This window comes from Variovorax humicola, from assembly GCF_037889915.1.
Taxonomy (GTDB): Bacteria; Pseudomonadota; Gammaproteobacteria; order Burkholderiales; family Burkholderiaceae_C; genus Variovorax; species Variovorax humicola.
The window spans coordinates 121591-137765 of sequence record NZ_JBBKZV010000015.1 but is presented as its reverse complement, the minus strand read 5'-3'; the positions used below and the strand labels follow the sequence as shown (position 1 = coordinate 137765).

The window sequence follows — 16175 nt, the reverse complement described above, 5'->3', positions numbered from 1 at the left end:
GGCTCCCTCGGGAATCGAGAGAGCAAGTAAACGTCCTGCCGGCCAGGCTCCGATCTACGACGACGCCGAAATCAGCGCCTCAAACACCGGTGGCCAGGTGGAGCAGTTTGACCTGGCCACAAGTGGAGCAGTTTGAGTGGCCATCGGGGGCGAGCACCGGGCAAAGACAAGGACGCGGCGCTAGTGGGCTGACCGCACCAATTGCAGCGGCCCACCGACCGCGAAATTGAAGCCTTCTGAAATTTGTGAAGGACTGGCTCCAGGGTCATACCCGTTATGAACCGCTCCGCGGGCACCACGCCCCCGCGCTTGACCTTCAGCCAGTCGGGGCTGCACACCCCGGGCCGGTAGACGCCGTCCAGCCGCTTCGCCACGGCGCCCTCGAGCTTCGGCTGTTGGACGGCGCCGTTGAACAGCCATTTCCCTTCGCCACCGCCTGCGAAGCCGGTCACCACCAGAATTCCCGGCAAACCGCGCTCGACGAGCTTGACCAGCGCGGACTTGCGTACTGACAGGGGCTGCTGAGTGATCTCGACGCCGGAATTGACCAGGAGTTTGAAGACGGCGTAGACGACGGGCGGCGCGCCTTCGTACCAGCGCCGGCGCCGCGCGCGCTCTTGCAATACCTCGAAGGTGCTGCGCCCGAGGTCATCCATGGTGCAGATCTCGCCATCCACCACATATCGACCTTCCAACTCCGACAGGCTCGACACGATTTCCGGGAACCAACTTGTGGCGTTCGCGCCGTTCCTCGTGCGCAGCGTCACCGCTCCGCCGAGGTCCGCGACGAGGCGATAGCCGCCGAACTTGATCTCGTACAGCCACCCGCGCTGGTCAAGGGTCGAAGGGCCTCTCCGACACGAGCATAGGGGGATAGTCGGTTGGGGGCATTTGTTGAAGAAGATGCGGCGTCCGCGGGAAAATTTCTGTCAGAAAAATGCAGAGAGTTGCGGATGTCGCGTCGAGAGGAGTTGGTCGACCTTTGAGTGCCCTCGCGGCCGCCGAGCGCGCGGCAACCCCGATGTTTGGAGGCATCATGCCCGACGATCCAAAAAAGACTGCTGAAGACGCGAAGGTGATTTCGCTGGAAGAACCCCACGAGATCCAGTGGTGGAGGAAGGCGCTGAACGCAACTGAAGCCGAGTTGCGAGCAGCCGTACATCAGGTTGGCCACTCTGTTCAAGCGGTGCGCGAGTACTTGGCGAAGAAATGAGCTCAAGGGCCGCCCGCCGGGAATACCTTGAAGCCGTGGTCGCCTGCGTGAAGAAGCCCGAGTAGTCCCCCGAGGCCCGCACCAGCGCTCAGTCCTCGTTCGCGTCGAATCCGGTCGTCACGCCCGGCGCACGCATGCGATCCAACGCGGCGAATCGCTCCTCGCTATCGACGATGCATCACCAGGTCTGACGGGGTGGTAAGGGCCCCGGTTCATGGTTCAGGAAAGCTAAGAGTAGCGAGACAACGGCTCGCGACAGCCATACAGGAATCTCCGAATTCTTCTGACAGAAATCTTCCCGCCGACGCCGCACCATTTCCAACTGCCCGCCAAGCGAGAAGGTGCCGATCAATGAAAAAAACGGATCATGTGAACCTTGCAGCACTGTCCGACGCGGATCTGATTGCTGCGACCAGATTCTGGCAGGCCCAGTACTCCAGACGGACGCCGAACGCTGCGCGCGTGGTTTCTATGTATGAGGACGAAATGACGAGGCGGTTCGGTGGCGTAACGACGATCCCAGGGGCTCTCGGCGGTGACGGGAGACGCTCACGGTGGAAGTTTTGGTTGCACTGACATCGCGCTCTCATTCCCGCGGGCCATGAACGGCGTTCTCCGTGCTTTGCTCCTGTGCTTAGGCCGCGATCGTGGGGCCTTTTCCGCCGGCCGATAGCTGTACTTCGAGTTCCCCGAAGTGATAGTGATTTGGTGAGGACGGGCGGTCGACGTCCCCGTCGAGTGCAATTCGCGGGCGTCAGCGTCATTGGACCGCTCATGGCCTACCTGGATCGGATCCGTATGCCCACAAGATGAGCAACTAGGCGCCGCAATAGTCCGAACATGTCAATCGCGGCGCGATACGAACTCCTGATACGCCTGGCAAACGCCAGGCTTCCAGTGACGATCGATGAGCAACCACTCATCGACCAGTTGCGAGGCTACGCGGCCGCCTCTTTGATCTCCTGCGACATACCGGATGTGGTGCGAACGGGTGGCCGTGTGTCGCAGCCTCCTGCCCGCGTCTTCGCCGTGACGCCGGAAGGAATTCGGACAATTCGAAGGCTTAAGAAAAGCTCGACTTGGGCGACCTGAGTGTTCCGCTGCGCGCCCGGGGCGCAGGGCGCCGCCTGAGCGGTCGACCCCGCGGGCCTCTGGAGCCAAACGCTCACTTCTTCCGGGCTTGCCTCCCGAATCCGCTCGTTCAACTGCGGTGTCAGCGTCGACGTGTCACTGAGGCTCCCAACAGGAACCACGCGATTGTTGCGTGCCGTAGATCTCCATCTGCGGTGAAGCCCAGATTGCCGTCGAGGCGGAGGGGCAGGGCGGGAGGGAATCGACATCGGTCATGGGTCACCTCTTGTCGTACTTCGACTCGGCGCCCGAGATGCCTGCGCTATGACCGACCTTGCGCACCTCGCGCGGACTCAGGAACGGCGTCGCGCCCGCGTAGCGCTTCAGCGCCTCCGCAGTTGTCATCTTGAAATCGACGCGCCGCCCTCGTTGCGCCACTTGTTGGGCGGGAGCATCCTGAGGAAGAATTCGACGTTGGGCATGGTGCGGTTTTGTCTCAGTGCCGTCCCGATTCAGAATGAATTCCTTAAAAATCAACACCTTAGTGGTGCCTCGACAGAAATCGCACTTAATAGGGGGATAGGGAACATAAGCGGGGGCTGTTCCCCCACGTGTTCCCCCCGACGCGTCTGACGCCGGCTACAGACGAGCCGATCTGCACAGCGTTTCGGGCGACACCGCATCGTTGTCGAAGTCGTGCATCAGGTACTGCTGGAAATCGCGAATCGTTTCTTCGGGTCCATGTTCAGCCCACCGGCGCCGCGTCTTCATCCTCGCCCGGCGCGAATCGATAAGCAGTTTCTCCAATTTGCTCGCTGAAATCGACGATCCGGAGAACGGCCGTGTGCAGCATCAAGTTCAATATCGCCGCTGCAGACCGGCTGGCCGGCCGGCAGCGAATGAATCGGTTTTAGCCCTGCCAAGTTGCCGAGTTCGCTGCGCTCGTGATTTTTGAGAAGGCCGCGTTTTTGTCGCACCCCTTTCGCGCGCGGCGACCGGACAGGCAGCAGCAGCGGGCGCGACGTAGGCCGAGTGAAACAGGTGCCGACGACGCGACGATGCCGCGAATGCAGCCGGTCTTTTCGAGCACCTGCAAAGCCCGCCGCTCGTCACTGTTGTGAAGGGGTCTGGCTGCCGACCACGATGCGCTGGCCGTCGTGGCCCCGATGAGGGCTGGGTTCGACGCCACGCCTGCACCGTCTAAAAGCACGTCACCAACCCGCGCCAGAGAGCGGCTCGTCTACGCCGGAAGTTCGAGCCAATCAGTAGTTGAAGTCCGGTTTTGGCCAGATCGGATGCTGAGGCGGCGTCGGGAACCTATCGAACGTGCTTCTAGCTCACGAATGCACACTTGGGAATGGGAACGATCAAGCGCTTTCCACCCCAATCTGTCTTTACGCCTTGCACAGCAAGCACCTCCGGCCCTCGGTATAGAACCAGGCCAATTGAAGTGGCTGCATCCGAAAAGAGATCTTTCTTCAAAAACAATTCATCAATCCAGAGTTTTCCAGCAGGCATAGAGGCAGGAACTGTTGGCTGCTGATAGTCAGCCTGAGAGAGTATCTTGCCCGAAAAATCGACGATATGGAGCCCATTCAAGTAGACCATTTTTTGATCCCGCATGCTCTGCCAAACCACCTTCAATTGAATTCCGTCTGGGACACATTCCACGTTCAGGCCTTGGAGGCGGAATTCCCCAAGCGTGGAGCCGATATACGGAACCAGATCGCCCGGCGTCAGCGCGCGTGCCGCTTCGTTGCCTATGGGGCGCGCATGCCAGGATGGCGCGTAAGTTTGCTGGACGACGACGGCGATCATCAGAATGCAAAGTCCAGGTCCCAAAAGGGCGCGCGCGACTCTTTTTTTTGCATTGGTTACCGGGTCTTTACGGCCTGTCAGAAATCTTCTAGCGGGAACCTCAAACACGCTCCAAAAAAAAATTGAGGTGGCCAGCAAAATTGTAAAATAAAAAAACAACGCAGGGAAATTGCCCATACGCACAAAATCATTTGAATGCCCTTGATAGTAGATAATCAGCAACTGATGCACCAAGTACATCGAAAAGCTAACTTCTCCAAGAAATACCAAGAGGCGCATTGCCAAAAATCTCGAGATAAGACCTTTTCCCCAGCCAAATACCAAGATCAAGATCGCAAAAGTGGGTGCCGCAGAACTGTGAGTTAGCCACATCCTCGCTCCGCTCCATTTGGCCGCATTGCCAATAGACTCGACGAGAATAGGAGAAATAATCATTGGTATAGCGCAAAGCACGATGGCCCCCAATTCTACAAAGGTGCCATTTCTTAGAGAAAGAACAGGCTGCCATCGCCGAAAAATTTGCGCTGCTCCAATTCCCAGAACAAACTCCAGCAGTCTTGCTAGAGGGCCAATGTATACAAGGCCATGCTGGGAAATATTGAACGATGCTGATTCGAGATTTTCGTATTCAGGCAACTCACAAATAGCGCCAAGGCAGATAGCGAACGCTGTGAGAAGCACGCAACACGAGATTTTCCAACGCCAAGTCGAATCCCAATTGACAATCAGCAATGGAAATGCGAGATAGAAAAACAATTCAGCCGAAACACTCCATGAGGGCGAATTGTAACCAAAATACATTGCAGAGACAGGCAGCCAGCCTTGCACTAGAAGAATGTTGGGGGCGAGGGTTGTTAAATCGAACTCATAGCCAATTAAAATAAAACCGAGAATTAGGGCCACCAAATGAACAGGCCATATACGAGCGATTCGCGCCCGATAAAATTGAGCTACCGATGCACTATTGCGTAGTTTGGGATAGACATAGCTGAGGATGAAACCTGAAAGCACAAAGAAGAAGGTGACTCCCTGCGCCAAGTCCACCGAAATCGCGGGAACGCCAAAGACACCTTTGAGGTGAAACACCACGATTGCGAGTGCCGCGAAGAAGCGCAGACCCGTAAGTTGTTGTAGTCGCGCGGAAGTGTGGGCACCTGGGACTACTTGCGGTAGAGGTGTGAGCATCAACTATTCTAGGTTTCGGCGCGGGCCTCCGCAGTGTAGTCATTGAGAATGGGGACACTCCAATTTGAAAATTCGCCCATCGCAACTTCCCAAGGCGTCAGATGCGATGGGGCGAGTGAGCCAAGGGGTGTTTCGGGGCTCGCGCAGCGACGTTCCACTGAAAACTACTGAAAGGGTGGAGAAAGACTACTGAAAGGTTAGAGAAAGAAGGGTGGAATGTCTCCTAGGCCGACAAGAACTTCTAATAAAACTACAGGTCATGTTCGAATTCCGCCTGCGGCGCGTCCACCACCAGTTTCAGCGCGGGGATTCTGGTGACTGGGGGTAGTAGATGTGGAAGCCCGGAAAGGTCGCTCCAGCACCGGCACGAGGCGGCCCTCGTCGATGACCGGTTGGGCAAGGTCCTTCGCGATGTAGGGCATGCCCAAGCCTGACATCGCCCCATGCAGGATCTGCGAGAGCGTGTTGTAGGTCTCCACACTGTCCCTCGACATGGGCGTTGACCTACTCCCCTTCCTTCTCGAATTCCCAGGCGTAGAGGCCACCATGCGTCGGCAGGCGCAGGTTGATGCAGGTGTGCTCGACCTGATCGCGCGGCACTGCTGGCTTCGATCGCCCCTCGAAGTACGGCGGCGATGCCACCACCGTCATGTGCATGTCGGGCGCGATGCGCACGGCGATCATCTCCTTGGCGCTGAGACATTCAGGCGGGATGGCCCGCATGCCCTGACCCGCAGGGCATGCAGACTTCACAGGGACGGTCACAAGTACGCCCTCGCCGCGATTGCCGTCTGCTCTGCAGTGTCGGGGATTTCCTTCTGCCCGAGGACGGTCAGCGCGTCCTTCCCTGCAGGTCTAGCCGCCCCCCGGCGACCAGCGCCGTGAAGTCGGCGTCGCTGGGTTGGCGCCATAGGTACAGACCGATCCCGGGTTCGATGCGCTGTGAGCCACTTGCCGTGCGGCAGGGCTGCCTTTGCCTTGGTCAGAGGCGCCCGATGTGGATAGCATTGTGGATAACGTCCGCGTGCAGTTCGCGGATCTCGCTCGCGATAGCGTTCAGGTCGACGCTCGGCCGGTTCGGCGCGCCATGCAAACGGGCGGCTGCGGGGATGGGGTTGGATGTTCATGGTCTTCTCCTTCAGGGGTGGAAGACCAGCCAGCGCAGTGTCGTTGCGGCTCTGCGTGACATCGGGAATTAAATGGCGGCACCTGCCCGGTGCGCGTCGTTACCCGATACGCGTAGACCCCCGACACAGTGCCAACTGGTCGGGGGCTTTCAATCGCGTCGACGATTGGCAAGGGCTGACGCCGTCGGCACTGGCAGCGGTTGCCCCCGGTGATAGGTCGACATCACCTCTGTCGAGGCCCAGTAGGGAAGCGCCAAGTTCTCCTGCGCGCAGAGCACCACCGCCGCCATCATGCGATCCCCCTTGCAAAAGCAGCTTGCATCTCGGAGGCGTCGTGCGATGCTGGCGAGTGGGAACGATAGGCGGGGGAGCCGTGTTCCCCCTGTTCCCCCTTTGTAGCGACCCATGTCGCTTAGTGGTTTCTTCTTCCCCCTTACGCACAGCTAAGCAGGGATTCCTGCGCGCTTTCCAGATGAAAGGTTGGTGCCCTCGACAGGAATCGAACCTGTATCTGAGTCTTAGGAGGACCCCGTTCTATCCATTGAACTACGAGGACATGGGCGGCCGTGACTTTACCAGTCTCGGCGTGTTGCTTCACCCGAGAAAGCGCTCCTCCCATCAATTGAGCAGTACATCGCGCGACCCACACCTTCAGTTGAACTTGACGGTATAGATGAGGTCGCCGCCGTTGTGCTCCCCAGCCTGGCCGCGCAGGGTCAGTCGCTGGGTCAGGTCGTAGAAGATGTACAGCGTGCCCATCGTGCCTGACAGGCTTCGCTCGTAGGTCACGTAGAAGTCTTTCGAAAGACGTTTGCCCACCGTGATCGCCGACGCGTTCAGGTCGCCGCCGCTGCTCGGCCCCTTGAAGCCGATTTCGTCGAGGCCGAAGCGGCTGGCGAAGTTGCCGCCGGCGGAGTTGCCGCCTAGCTTGCCGAGCAGCGCCAGTGCCGCCTGCTGCATCACCACCGCCTCGCCGCCGGTGGTTGCCGAGGCGCGGCCCAGCATGACCCATGACAGCGTCTCTGCGTCTGTCAGCGCGGGCTCGGAATAGAGCTTCACGCGCGGCGACTGTGCCGTGCCGGTGATGTGCACGCCGGCGCGCTGCGAAATGTTCGGCCGGATCGCCAGGATGTCCAGGCCCGGGTTGTCGAATGGCCCGCTGAAGCTCGCGATGCCGGTTTCCACGTCGAGCTGCTGGCCGTAGGCGCGGTACCGGCCGCGCACGGTGCGCACTTCGCCGGTGATGCGCGGCGGCGTGCCCATGCCGGCGCTGCGGATGGCGAGCTTGCCTTCGAGGCGCGTGGTGATGCCGCGTCCCTGCACCGCGAAGTCCTTGCCCAGATCGAAATTGACCGCGATGTCGGGTGGCTTGGCCGTTTGCGCGGCGACCGGAAGCGTGTCGTCGTCGCTGGCGGCGGCCTTTGGTCGCGCTGCCAGGGCTGCGGCTTCGGTCTCGCGGTCCTTCGCGGCGGAGTGCACGAACACGTCGCTGCCAAGGCTTGGCGCGGTTTCGTCGGGCAGGATGATGACGGCGCGGTCGGTCTTGAGGTCGCCACGCACCGTGATCGCGCCAGCTTCAAGCCGGGCCTGAACGTTGCCCGACAGGGTGACCTGCCGGTCTGTGCGAACCAGCAGGCGCAACTCGCGCAACTGGCCTTCCATGTTCATGCGGATGCCGCTGCCCGGTTGCGTTGCGGCGCCCCAGCTTGCCGTGCCGGTGACTGACACAGTGCCGCCGCTTTTCGCGGCCTCGCTGGAGGCGGTGCTGATGTTGCCGCTCTGGCCGGGAATGCGCGCGCTGCTGGCCGCCCCGCCTTGCAGCGTGAATTCGGTCAGCTCCAGCCGGTCGCCGTTCAGCGCGGCGCGCAGGCGGCCGTCGCGCAGGTCCAGGCCTTCGACCTGCGCGCGCAGCGCGAGCTTGTCGGCGCCCAGCGTGCCATTCCAGCGCGGCGCCGCTCGGCTTCCGGACAGCGTGGCATCGGCATCGAGCGTGCCTGCGATGCGCCAGCCCGGCGGGGCCAGCATCGACCACACGCCCAGGTTGGGCAGGCGCGCCGTGACCCTGCCGGCGAGCGGCGCGTCGTCGGCCCAGAGCCAGCCGCCCTCGCGCTGTTGCACGCGGGTGCTGGCTTCGGCATTGATCTGGCCGGCGCGCTCGCTGTCCCAGGTCAGGTTTGTCTTGATGGCATCGCCCTGTGCATCGAAAGTGAGTTCGGCCTTGCGCAGGCCCGCCGGCGTGCCCGCGCCGGAGGCTGTCGCTACGTCGCTCGTGATCTCGCTGGCCGTGCCGGTGCCGGTGCTGCGAATGCGGCGCACCAGCGCGGCCTCGCCAGCCTGCACGCGGATGTCCCCGCTCTGTCGCGCGATCCGGGCATGGGCGTGCAGCGTGTCGCCGGCGTTGATGTACCAGTCGCCGTCGAAGACCAGGTCCCCGCTGACGCCAAGGTCGGACAGCGTACCGGGGCCGAGCGCCTGTGCCCAGGCCATCGGAAAACCCTGCAGCTTGCCTTGCGATTGCAGGCGATAGACGCGCTTCGGAGGTTCGCCGAGCTGGAGGAAGTGCACAGGTTGCCAGTCGATCCGCACCGTGCCCGGCACCGGGCCGCGCACGGTGACGCCGGCGGCCGAGGCTTCGAGGTCGAGCTTGCCGCCGCCCGTGCGCAGCGTCGCCTTGACGGTGCGGGCCAGCTCCAGCGTCCAGGGGCCCGGTTTCGCGCGGTCCTGCACTTGAAGCTTCAGGCTGTCGAGCGCGGCTTGCCATTGATTGGCGCGCTGCAGGCCGCCGTTGGCCAGGGTGTCGAGCGTGATCGTGCGCGTGCCGATACCGGCTTCTCCGCGCAACGACAGTTTTGCCTGCGCGATACTGCCGTCGAACTCGGCGCGCAGGTTGCGCAACTGGACGGTCTGCGCGGTCTCTATGGCCTGCGCGGCCGGGACTTCCCGGGCCGCCTTCGTGGCGCCCGAGCCGGGCGGCAGCCGCTTGATGTCCAGCTGCGGCGCGGAGAGCGTGGCTTGCAGCGAGGGCTCGGCCCCGCGCGACGCCGGCTGCTGGACATCCTGCAGTCGCCGCTGAATCGCCTGCCATCCGCCTTGCCAACGCGCGTCGAGTCGCGCATTGCCTGTCAGGACGTTGCCGGCGAAAGCGTCGGCCAATCCGGGCAATTGCTCGATCCATCGCTGCAGCGCGGTCGCGTCGTCGACGCTGGCCTTGAGTTCGGCCGCGCCCTGCGCCGGCGCCACACGCCCTTCGACTTGCGCACTGCCGCCCGGCACGGCCAGCTTGAGGTTGCCATTGGCGGCCTGCTCGGCGATGCGCACTTGCAGCTTGCCGTCCAGGCGCGCGCGCAACGCATCGATGCGCAGCGTGCGCAGGTCCAGCACCTGGTTCTGCCACTGGCCCTGCGCGTCGGCGCGGTCGAGGCGCAGGCCTTCCAGCGCGCCGACTGCGCCGGCGCCCCCTTCGGCTTTCAGGGCCAGGTCGAACAGCAGGGCCTCGCCACGCTGCTCGACGCTGGCGCGGCCGTCGATCGGCGCGCCTGCAAGCTGCGTGTGCAACTGGCCGGGCCGCACGTCTTCCATCGTGACCTTGGCTTGCCAAGGCGCCGGCACGGGACTCCAGCGGCCTTCCGCGCTGATGCGGCCGCCACCAGCGTGGATCGTGGCCTGCGGCACGGTCCAATTCGTTCCGTCGAAGTTCGCGCTGGCCTCGACTTGCTCCACCGGCAGTTTGCCTTCGTCCCACGGACCGGGCCGGGCGTTGCGGAGATCGACCTTGCCTTGCCAGCCATCGGGACCGGCCGTCGTGTCGGGTCCGGCCACGATTTCGCCGCTGAGCAGCGTCGCCGGCGCCTGCGGCCAGAAACCTGCCAGGTCGACGTTCTCCAGGTCGGCCCGGGCATCGACCACGGGTTGCGGCTGCCACGGCGCGAGGTTGGCCGTGAGGTGGGCATTCATCGGCGTGTCAGCGTCCTGCTCGGCCGGCTTCAGCCGGGCCTCGACCGCCAGGCGCGCATCGCGTCCGGCCAGCGTGCCCTTGGCGCTCGCGGTCGCGAGCACGTCGATGCTGCGCTCCTTGTCCAGCGGTGCGCGCACCTTGCCTTCGACCTCCACCTCGATCGCCATCGGCGCCGGGCCTTGCAGATCAAGCTTGCCGTTGTAGTGGCCGTCGGCGATGTCGATGCTGTCGACCTGCAATGCGTGATGGTCCGCCGCATAGCGGTAGTGGCCGGCGAGCTTGTCGATTTCCAGCGGAGGCGGGCCGCTCCAGCGCAACGTGTCGATGCGGAACGGCAGGTCGATTTCGATGGGCAGCGCCAGTTGCTCGAGCGGCTCCTTGGGCTTGTCGTCCGGCGTGCCGATGCGCTCGACCAACACGCGCTCGACATGCACTTCGCCGAGCTTGAGTTGGCGGCTCAGCAACGGCTGCAGGCTCCAGCCGATCGTCGCCTCGTGCACCTCGACGGCGAGCGTTGCGCTCTGCCAGCGCAGGAAGCCGATGTGTCCGCCGGTACGCAGCGAGCCGCTGACCCCACGGGTCTCCAGCGTCTGGCCCGCCGGCAAATAGCGCGCGGCCTGGGCCAGCGTGAACGCGAGGGACTCGCTGGAGCCGATCCACCACCATGCGCCGGCCGCGAGCACCAGCAGCAACGCCAGCAAGCCACCCGAAAGCCAGGCGAGACCGCGCAACGCCTGCCGCGTGCGGGAGCGCGGAGGCTTCGCAAGCGAAGGCGGCGGTGAGGGCGCCGATGGGGTGGGTGAGGGCGTTGCGTCTTGCATCGCGGTTCAGAAATTGAAGCCCAGTCGCAGATGCAACCGGAACTTGTGGACGTCCACCCCATAGGCCAGGTCGATCTGCACCGGCCCCACGGGGCTTTTCCAGCGCGCGCCGACGCCCACGCCGAATTTCGCCTTGAGCAGTCCGGGCTTGTCAGCCACCGACCCGGCGTCCACGAACGCGACGCTCTCCCAGTCGGTGAGTTGCCCCTGATAGACGAACGGGCGTTGCCATTCGACGCTGGCCACGCCGAGGTAGCGGCCCTGCACGGTCTGGCCCAGCGAATTGGTGACGCCGATCTGCTGGTAGGAATAGCCGCGCACGGTGTTGTCGCCGCCGGTCAGGAATTCGAGCGTGGTCGGGATGCGTGCGGCATCGCTTGCCGTGACGGCGCCGGCCTCGGCGCGCAAGGCGAGTCGGCTGCGTCGGGCTTCGCTGCCGTCGGCATCCGCCGTGCCAAGCGGAATGTAGCCAAGCCAGCGCCCGTAGCTGCGCAGGAACGGCAGGCGCTCGCCGGTCAGCGTGTAGCCGGCGCCGATTTCGACCGCGACGCCGTAGCCGCGCGTCGGCTGCGCGGGATTGTTGAAGTAGCGTCCCGTCCAGCCCCAGTTGAGCGTCAGCGCCGAGGCCGACGGCGGTGCACCGACGCCTTTGTTCTGCGCGTTGTCGTATTGCAGGAAATAGCTGCGGTCGATGTGATCGGTGCTGGTGCTCATCCCGCCACGCACGCGGGCGCTGTTGACCTCGTAGTCGCCAGAGGTATCGCGCTTGACTTGGGCGCCCGTGAACCAGCGCCAGCCTCCTTCGCCGGGAACGCCGGTCCATTGCGTGCCGAGGGATTGCGTCTTCTGGGCGAGTACCAGCCTGGACACGGCGCGCCAACCCAGAAGGGGCATCTGGTTGTGGGTGTGGTCGAGGCTCAGCCGCGCGCCGTTGTCGGTGGTGAAGCCGACGCCGACCACGACCTTCTGCAGCGGCGCGTCGCGCACCTGCGCGATCACCGGCACAGCCTGTGGGTCGGTGCCCTCGGTGTCCAGCGTGAGGAAAACCGAATCGTAGTAGCCGCTGCTTGCAAGGCGCTGCTGGGCATCGAGCAGCACCTGCTGGTCGTAGTCGCTGCCCGTGGGCAGCCGCGCGATGCGCAGGGCCGTGATGGGGTCGTAGCGCTCGTTGCCGCGCACCAGCATCTGCCCGAAGCGGAAGGCCGGCCCGGATTCGTACCCCACCCCCAGTTGGGCGCGGGCCTTGTCGGCGTCGATGTCGGCGCGACTGCTTCGCACGCTGGCAGTGGGATAACGCTTGGCCGTCAGCGTGCGCAGGCCGGCGGACTTGGCGTTTTCCCATGCCTCCTGGCTGAACGGCAGGCTCGGCCGCAATGACCATCCCGAGCGCACGGCGTTGCGCTGCGCCTCGCCGGCGGCATCGTCGGCCACGGCGCCGCTGAAATTGATCTCGACCTGGGCCACGCGCGTCACCTCGCCCGGCTCCACCGTCACCAGCACCTCGCGCGGGGCCGGCGCATCGGGCGTTTCGCGCAGTTCGAGCGTGATGGTTGGCGTGAAGTAGCCGAGGGTGCCCAGCAGCTCGCGCGCATTCGCCTCGGCCGCGACCATGAGGCGCGAGAGCTCGACCGCACCGAGGTCGTCGATGTTGCGGTAGCGCTGCAGCTCGAGGTGGCGGATCAGGTCGTCGCGTATCTCTTTCGGTGCCCTGACCTCGAGGCTGAACGCATCGTGCGGTTTTTTCGCGGGCTTGTCGGCATCGCCGCTGCCTGCTTCCTTGTCTGTTTCCTTGTCTGTTTCAGAGACAGGGCTCGATACCGAGGCTGGCGCATCCTGCTTCTTGTTCGGCAGCAGGCTGCACCCCTGCAGAAGGAGGGTGATCGCAAAAAGCAACGCCGGCAATAGAGCCGGCGCGTTGAGAAAAGACAGAGCCACCCTGCGCATCTCGCCCATTCTGACAGAGCATGCTTGCGCAACCGCGAGACTCGCGAGCGGGCTATCTCTTGACGAAGAACGCCTTCAAATCAGTTTTTCGACCACCTATCGCGTGACCCGCGACGCATGAACCCAGGGCAAGCACTGCGAAGTCTGTTCGTGGGCACCCGCGGAACCGGCTTTGCCGGGCCGCGGGGTGCGCCCCCTGGAGGCCCTGGAGGGGGAGGCGCCGCAGGCGCTTCGGGGGTGTTCCATTCCCCGAATCGATCTACTTGGAAAGCAGGCGCATTGCCTCTTCCAGGCCTTTCAGCGTCAGCGGGAACATGCGATGGGACACCAGTTGCTGCATCACGGCGATGCTCTGGCGGTACTGCCAGACGCCTTGCGGCTCGGGGTTGATCCAGGCGAATTTCGGAAACGCGTGCGTCAGCCGCTGGATCCATTCGGCGCCGGCTTCCTCGTTGTTGTATTCGACGCTGCCGCCCGGCTGCAGAATCTCGTAGGGGCTCATGGTCGCGTCGCCGACGAAGATGAGCTTGTAGTCCTTGTTGTACTTGCGCAGGATGTCCCAGGTTGCGAACTTCTCGGAAAAGCGGCGCTTGTTGTTCTTCCACATGAAGTCGTAGACGCAGTTGTGGAAGTAGTAGAACTCGATGTGCTTGAACTCGGTCTTCACGGCCGAGAACAACTCCTCGACGCGCTGGATGTGCTCGTCCATCGTGCCGCCCACGTCCATCAGCAGCAGCACCTTGACGTTGTTGTGGCGCTCGGGCCGCATCTTGATGTCGAGGTAGCCCGCGTTGGCGGCCGTCCGGTTGATGGTCTCGTCGAGATCCAACTCGTCCTCGTGGCCTTCGCGCGCGAACTTGCGCAGCTTGCGCAGCGCCATCTTGATGTTGCGCGTGCCCAGTTCCTGCGAGTCGTCGTAGTCCTTGTAGGCGCGCTGGTCCCACACCTTCACGGCGCTCCTGTTCTTGCCGGCGCCGCCGATGCGTACGCCCTGCGGGTTGTAGCCGCCGTGGCCGAAGGGCGAGGTGCCGCCGGTGCCGATCCACTTGTTGCCGCCTTCGTGGCGTTCCTTCTGCTCCTCGAAGCGCTTTTTCAGCGTCTCCATGAGCTCGTCCCAACCCATCTTCTCGATCTTGGCCTTTTCTTCTGCCGAGAACTCGCGCTCCAGCGTCTTGCGCAACCAGTCGAGCGGCACTTCCTTGGTGAAGTCGGCCAACATCTCCACGCCCTTGAAGTAGGCGGCGAAGGCGCGGTCGAACTTGTCGAAGTGCTTCTCGTCCTTCACCAGCGTGGTGCGGCTCAGGTAGTAGAAGTCGTCGAGGCTGAAAGCGTCTTCGGAATTGGGCCCGACCACGTCGGCCTGCAGCGCCTCGAGCAGCATCAGGTATTCCTTGACGGACACCGGCAGCTTGGCCGAGCGCAGTGTGTAGAAGAAGTCGATCAGCATGGTGCGTCACTCCTGCGCCGGACGGGGCTTGTCCAGCAGATAAAGCAGTTGCGCCTTCACTTCGGGCCATTCGCCCGAGCGCAGGCTGTACATCACGGTGTCGCGGATCGTGCCGTCGCGCCGCAGCGCGTGGCCGCGAATCACGCCGTCCTTGCGGGCGCCGAGGCGCTCGATCGCGCGTTGCGATGCGTGGTTGAAATTGTCGGTGCGCCAGCCCACCACGTTGCAGCCGAGGGTATCGAAGGCATGCGACATCATGAGCAGCTTGCAGGTGGTGTTGACGTGCGTGCGCTGGCAGCGCCCGGCGTACCAGGTGTAGCCGATCTCCACGCGCTTCACGGCCGGCAGGATGTCGTGGAAGCTGGTGCTGCCGAGCACCGTGCCGGTGGCTTCGTCGGTCACCGCAAAAGCGAAGCGGTTGCCGGCCTCGCGCATCTGCAGTGCGGTCTCGATGTAGCCGCGCGTCTCGTGCGGCTCGGGCACCGAGGTCACGCGGATCTTCCAGAGCTCGCCATCGGTCGCGGCGGCGCGCAGCCCCTCTTCATGCGAGAGCGACAGCGGCATGAGCGATATGCCGCGCGCCGACAGCGTGACGGGCTCTACAAATGCCATGGGCGCGACGGAATCAACGGTTGTTGCGTTGCATGAAGACGAGCTTTTCGAACAGCGTGACGTCTTGTTCGTTCTTGAGCAATGCGCCGACGAGCGGCGGCACCGCCACCTTGTCGTCCTTGCTTTGCAATGCCTCGACCGGAATGTCTTCCGCGACCAGCAGCTTCAGCCAGTCGAGCAGTTCCGATGTCGACGGCTTCTTCTTCAGGCCGGGCAGGTTGCGCACGTCGTAGAAGGTTTTCATCGCGGCGGTCAGCAGCTCCTGCTTCAGGCCGGGGAAGTGCACGTCGATGATCTGCTTCATCGTCGTCGCGTCGGGGAACTTGATGTAATGGAAGAAGCAGCGGCGCAGGAAGGCGTCGGGCAATTCCTTCTCGTTGTTCGACGTGATGAACACCACGGGGCGGTGCTTTGCGCGCACGAGTTCGTGCGTCTCGTAGCAATAGAACTCCATGCGGTCGAGTTCGCGCAACAGGTCGTTGGGGAATTCGATGTCGGCCTTGTCGATTTCGTCGATCAGCAGCGCCACCGGCGCATCGGCCGTGAAGGCCTGCCACAGCACGCCGCGGACGATGTAGTTGTGGATGTCCTTCACGCGCTCGTCGCCGAGTTGCGAGTCGCGCAGGCGGCTCACCGCGTCATATTCGTAGAGGCCCTGCTGGGCCTTGGTGGTCGACTTGATATGCCACTGCAACAGCGGCAGGTTCAGCGCGCCGGCCACTTCCTCGGCGAGCATGGTCTTGCCGGTACCGGGTTCGCCCTTGACCAGCAGCGGACGCTTGAGGGTGATGGCCGCGTTGACCGCAAGCATCAGGTCTTGCGTGGCGACGTAGTTGTCAGAGCCCTTGAATTTCATTGGATGAGGTAAAGCAGAATGGGTTGAAAGGGACACATTCGACATGCATCGCGAGGCCGCCTGCGCCCTCGCCGCCGGGCCGCAATGAGCCCCCGCATATAATCAAATGTTGATTAGAAATCCTGT

The 16175-nt window shown here is 63.2% G+C and carries 10 protein-coding genes and 1 tRNA gene; 1 reads left to right on the top strand and 10 read right to left on the bottom strand.

Annotated elements, in window-relative coordinates; all coding sequences use genetic code 11:
* Nucleotides 1–71: 71 nt before the first annotated feature.
* On the bottom strand, nt 72–875 hold the full coding sequence (locus WKW80_RS22170; protein ID WP_422822944.1) for an ATP-dependent DNA ligase: 804 nt from the start codon (nt 873–875) through the stop codon (nt 72–74).
* A 161-nt stretch (nt 876–1036) separates the two neighbouring features.
* Between WKW80_RS22170 and WKW80_RS22165 the strand changes: the two genes are divergently transcribed.
* Complete coding sequence (locus WKW80_RS22165) at nt 1037–1213, top strand: DUF3606 domain-containing protein (protein ID WP_340365725.1); 177 nt, start codon at nt 1037–1039, stop codon at nt 1211–1213.
* Nucleotides 1214–2563: 1350 nt separating this feature from the next.
* On the opposite strand, the gene WKW80_RS22160 is transcribed toward WKW80_RS22165, so the two are convergent.
* The 9 genes from WKW80_RS22160 to WKW80_RS22120 all read right to left on the bottom strand — a co-directional run bounded on the left by WKW80_RS22160 (nt 2564) and on the right by WKW80_RS22120 (nt 16049).
* Nucleotides 2564–2689 carry a hypothetical protein gene (locus WKW80_RS22160; RefSeq protein WP_340365724.1) on the bottom strand — a complete coding sequence of 42 codons (126 nt, stop codon included), beginning with the start codon at nt 2687–2689 and terminating at the stop codon, nt 2564–2566.
* Between the two features lie 927 nt (nt 2690–3616).
* On the bottom strand, nt 3617–5287 hold the full coding sequence (locus WKW80_RS22155) for an acyltransferase family protein (protein WP_340365723.1): 1671 nt from the start codon (nt 5285–5287) through the stop codon (nt 3617–3619).
* A 504-nt stretch (nt 5288–5791) separates the two neighbouring features.
* A complete protein-coding gene (locus tag WKW80_RS22150) occupies nt 5792–6010 on the bottom strand; it encodes a type 2 periplasmic-binding domain-containing protein (RefSeq protein ID WP_340365722.1) in 219 nt (72 codons plus the stop codon).
* 885 nt (nt 6011–6895) lie between these two features.
* Nucleotides 6896–6970, bottom strand: a tRNA-Arg gene (locus tag WKW80_RS22145).
* A 95-nt stretch (nt 6971–7065) separates the two neighbouring features.
* Nucleotides 7066–11190, bottom strand: coding sequence for a translocation/assembly module TamB domain-containing protein (locus tag WKW80_RS22140; RefSeq protein WP_340365721.1), 4125 nt, complete (start codon nt 11188–11190; stop codon nt 7066–7068).
* 6 nt (nt 11191–11196) lie between these two features.
* Nucleotides 11197–13134, bottom strand: coding sequence for an autotransporter assembly complex protein TamA (locus tag WKW80_RS22135; RefSeq protein WP_340365720.1), 1938 nt, complete (start codon nt 13132–13134; stop codon nt 11197–11199).
* A gap of 259 nt (nt 13135–13393) precedes the next feature.
* Nucleotides 13394–14581: a vWA domain-containing protein gene (locus tag WKW80_RS22130; RefSeq protein WP_340365719.1), complete on the bottom strand. Its 1188-nt coding sequence runs from the start codon at nt 14579–14581 to the stop codon at nt 13394–13396.
* Nucleotides 14582–14587: 6 nt separating this feature from the next.
* Nucleotides 14588–15193, bottom strand: coding sequence for a GNAT family N-acetyltransferase (locus WKW80_RS22125; RefSeq protein WP_340365718.1), 606 nt, complete (start codon nt 15191–15193; stop codon nt 14588–14590).
* A gap of 13 nt (nt 15194–15206) precedes the next feature.
* Entirely contained in the window at nt 15207–16049 is an 843-nt protein-coding gene (locus tag WKW80_RS22120; RefSeq protein ID WP_340365717.1) for an AAA family ATPase, read from the bottom strand.
* Nucleotides 16050–16175: the final 126 nt, after the last annotated feature.

Coding starts and splice junctions, on each gene's coding strand:
- WKW80_RS22165 (WP_340365725.1), top strand. CDS start 1,037: ATGCCCGACGATCCAAAAAAGACTGCTGAAGACGCGAAGGTGATTTCG.
- WKW80_RS22160 (WP_340365724.1), bottom strand. CDS start 2,689: ATGACAACTGCGGAGGCGCTGAAGCGCTACGCGGGCGCGACGCCGTTC.
- WKW80_RS22155 (WP_340365723.1), bottom strand. CDS start 5,287: ATGCTCACACCTCTACCGCAAGTAGTCCCAGGTGCCCACACTTCCGCG.
- WKW80_RS22150 (WP_340365722.1), bottom strand. CDS start 6,010: ATGCGGGCCATCCCGCCTGAATGTCTCAGCGCCAAGGAGATGATCGCC.
- WKW80_RS22140 (WP_340365721.1), bottom strand. CDS start 11,190: ATGCAAGACGCAACGCCCTCACCCACCCCATCGGCGCCCTCACCGCCG.
- WKW80_RS22135 (WP_340365720.1), bottom strand. CDS start 13,134: ATGCGCAGGGTGGCTCTGTCTTTTCTCAACGCGCCGGCTCTATTGCCG.
- WKW80_RS22130 (WP_340365719.1), bottom strand. CDS start 14,581: ATGCTGATCGACTTCTTCTACACACTGCGCTCGGCCAAGCTGCCGGTG.
- WKW80_RS22125 (WP_340365718.1), bottom strand. CDS start 15,193: ATGGCATTTGTAGAGCCCGTCACGCTGTCGGCGCGCGGCATATCGCTC.
- WKW80_RS22120 (WP_340365717.1), bottom strand. CDS start 16,049: ATGAAATTCAAGGGCTCTGACAACTACGTCGCCACGCAAGACCTGATG.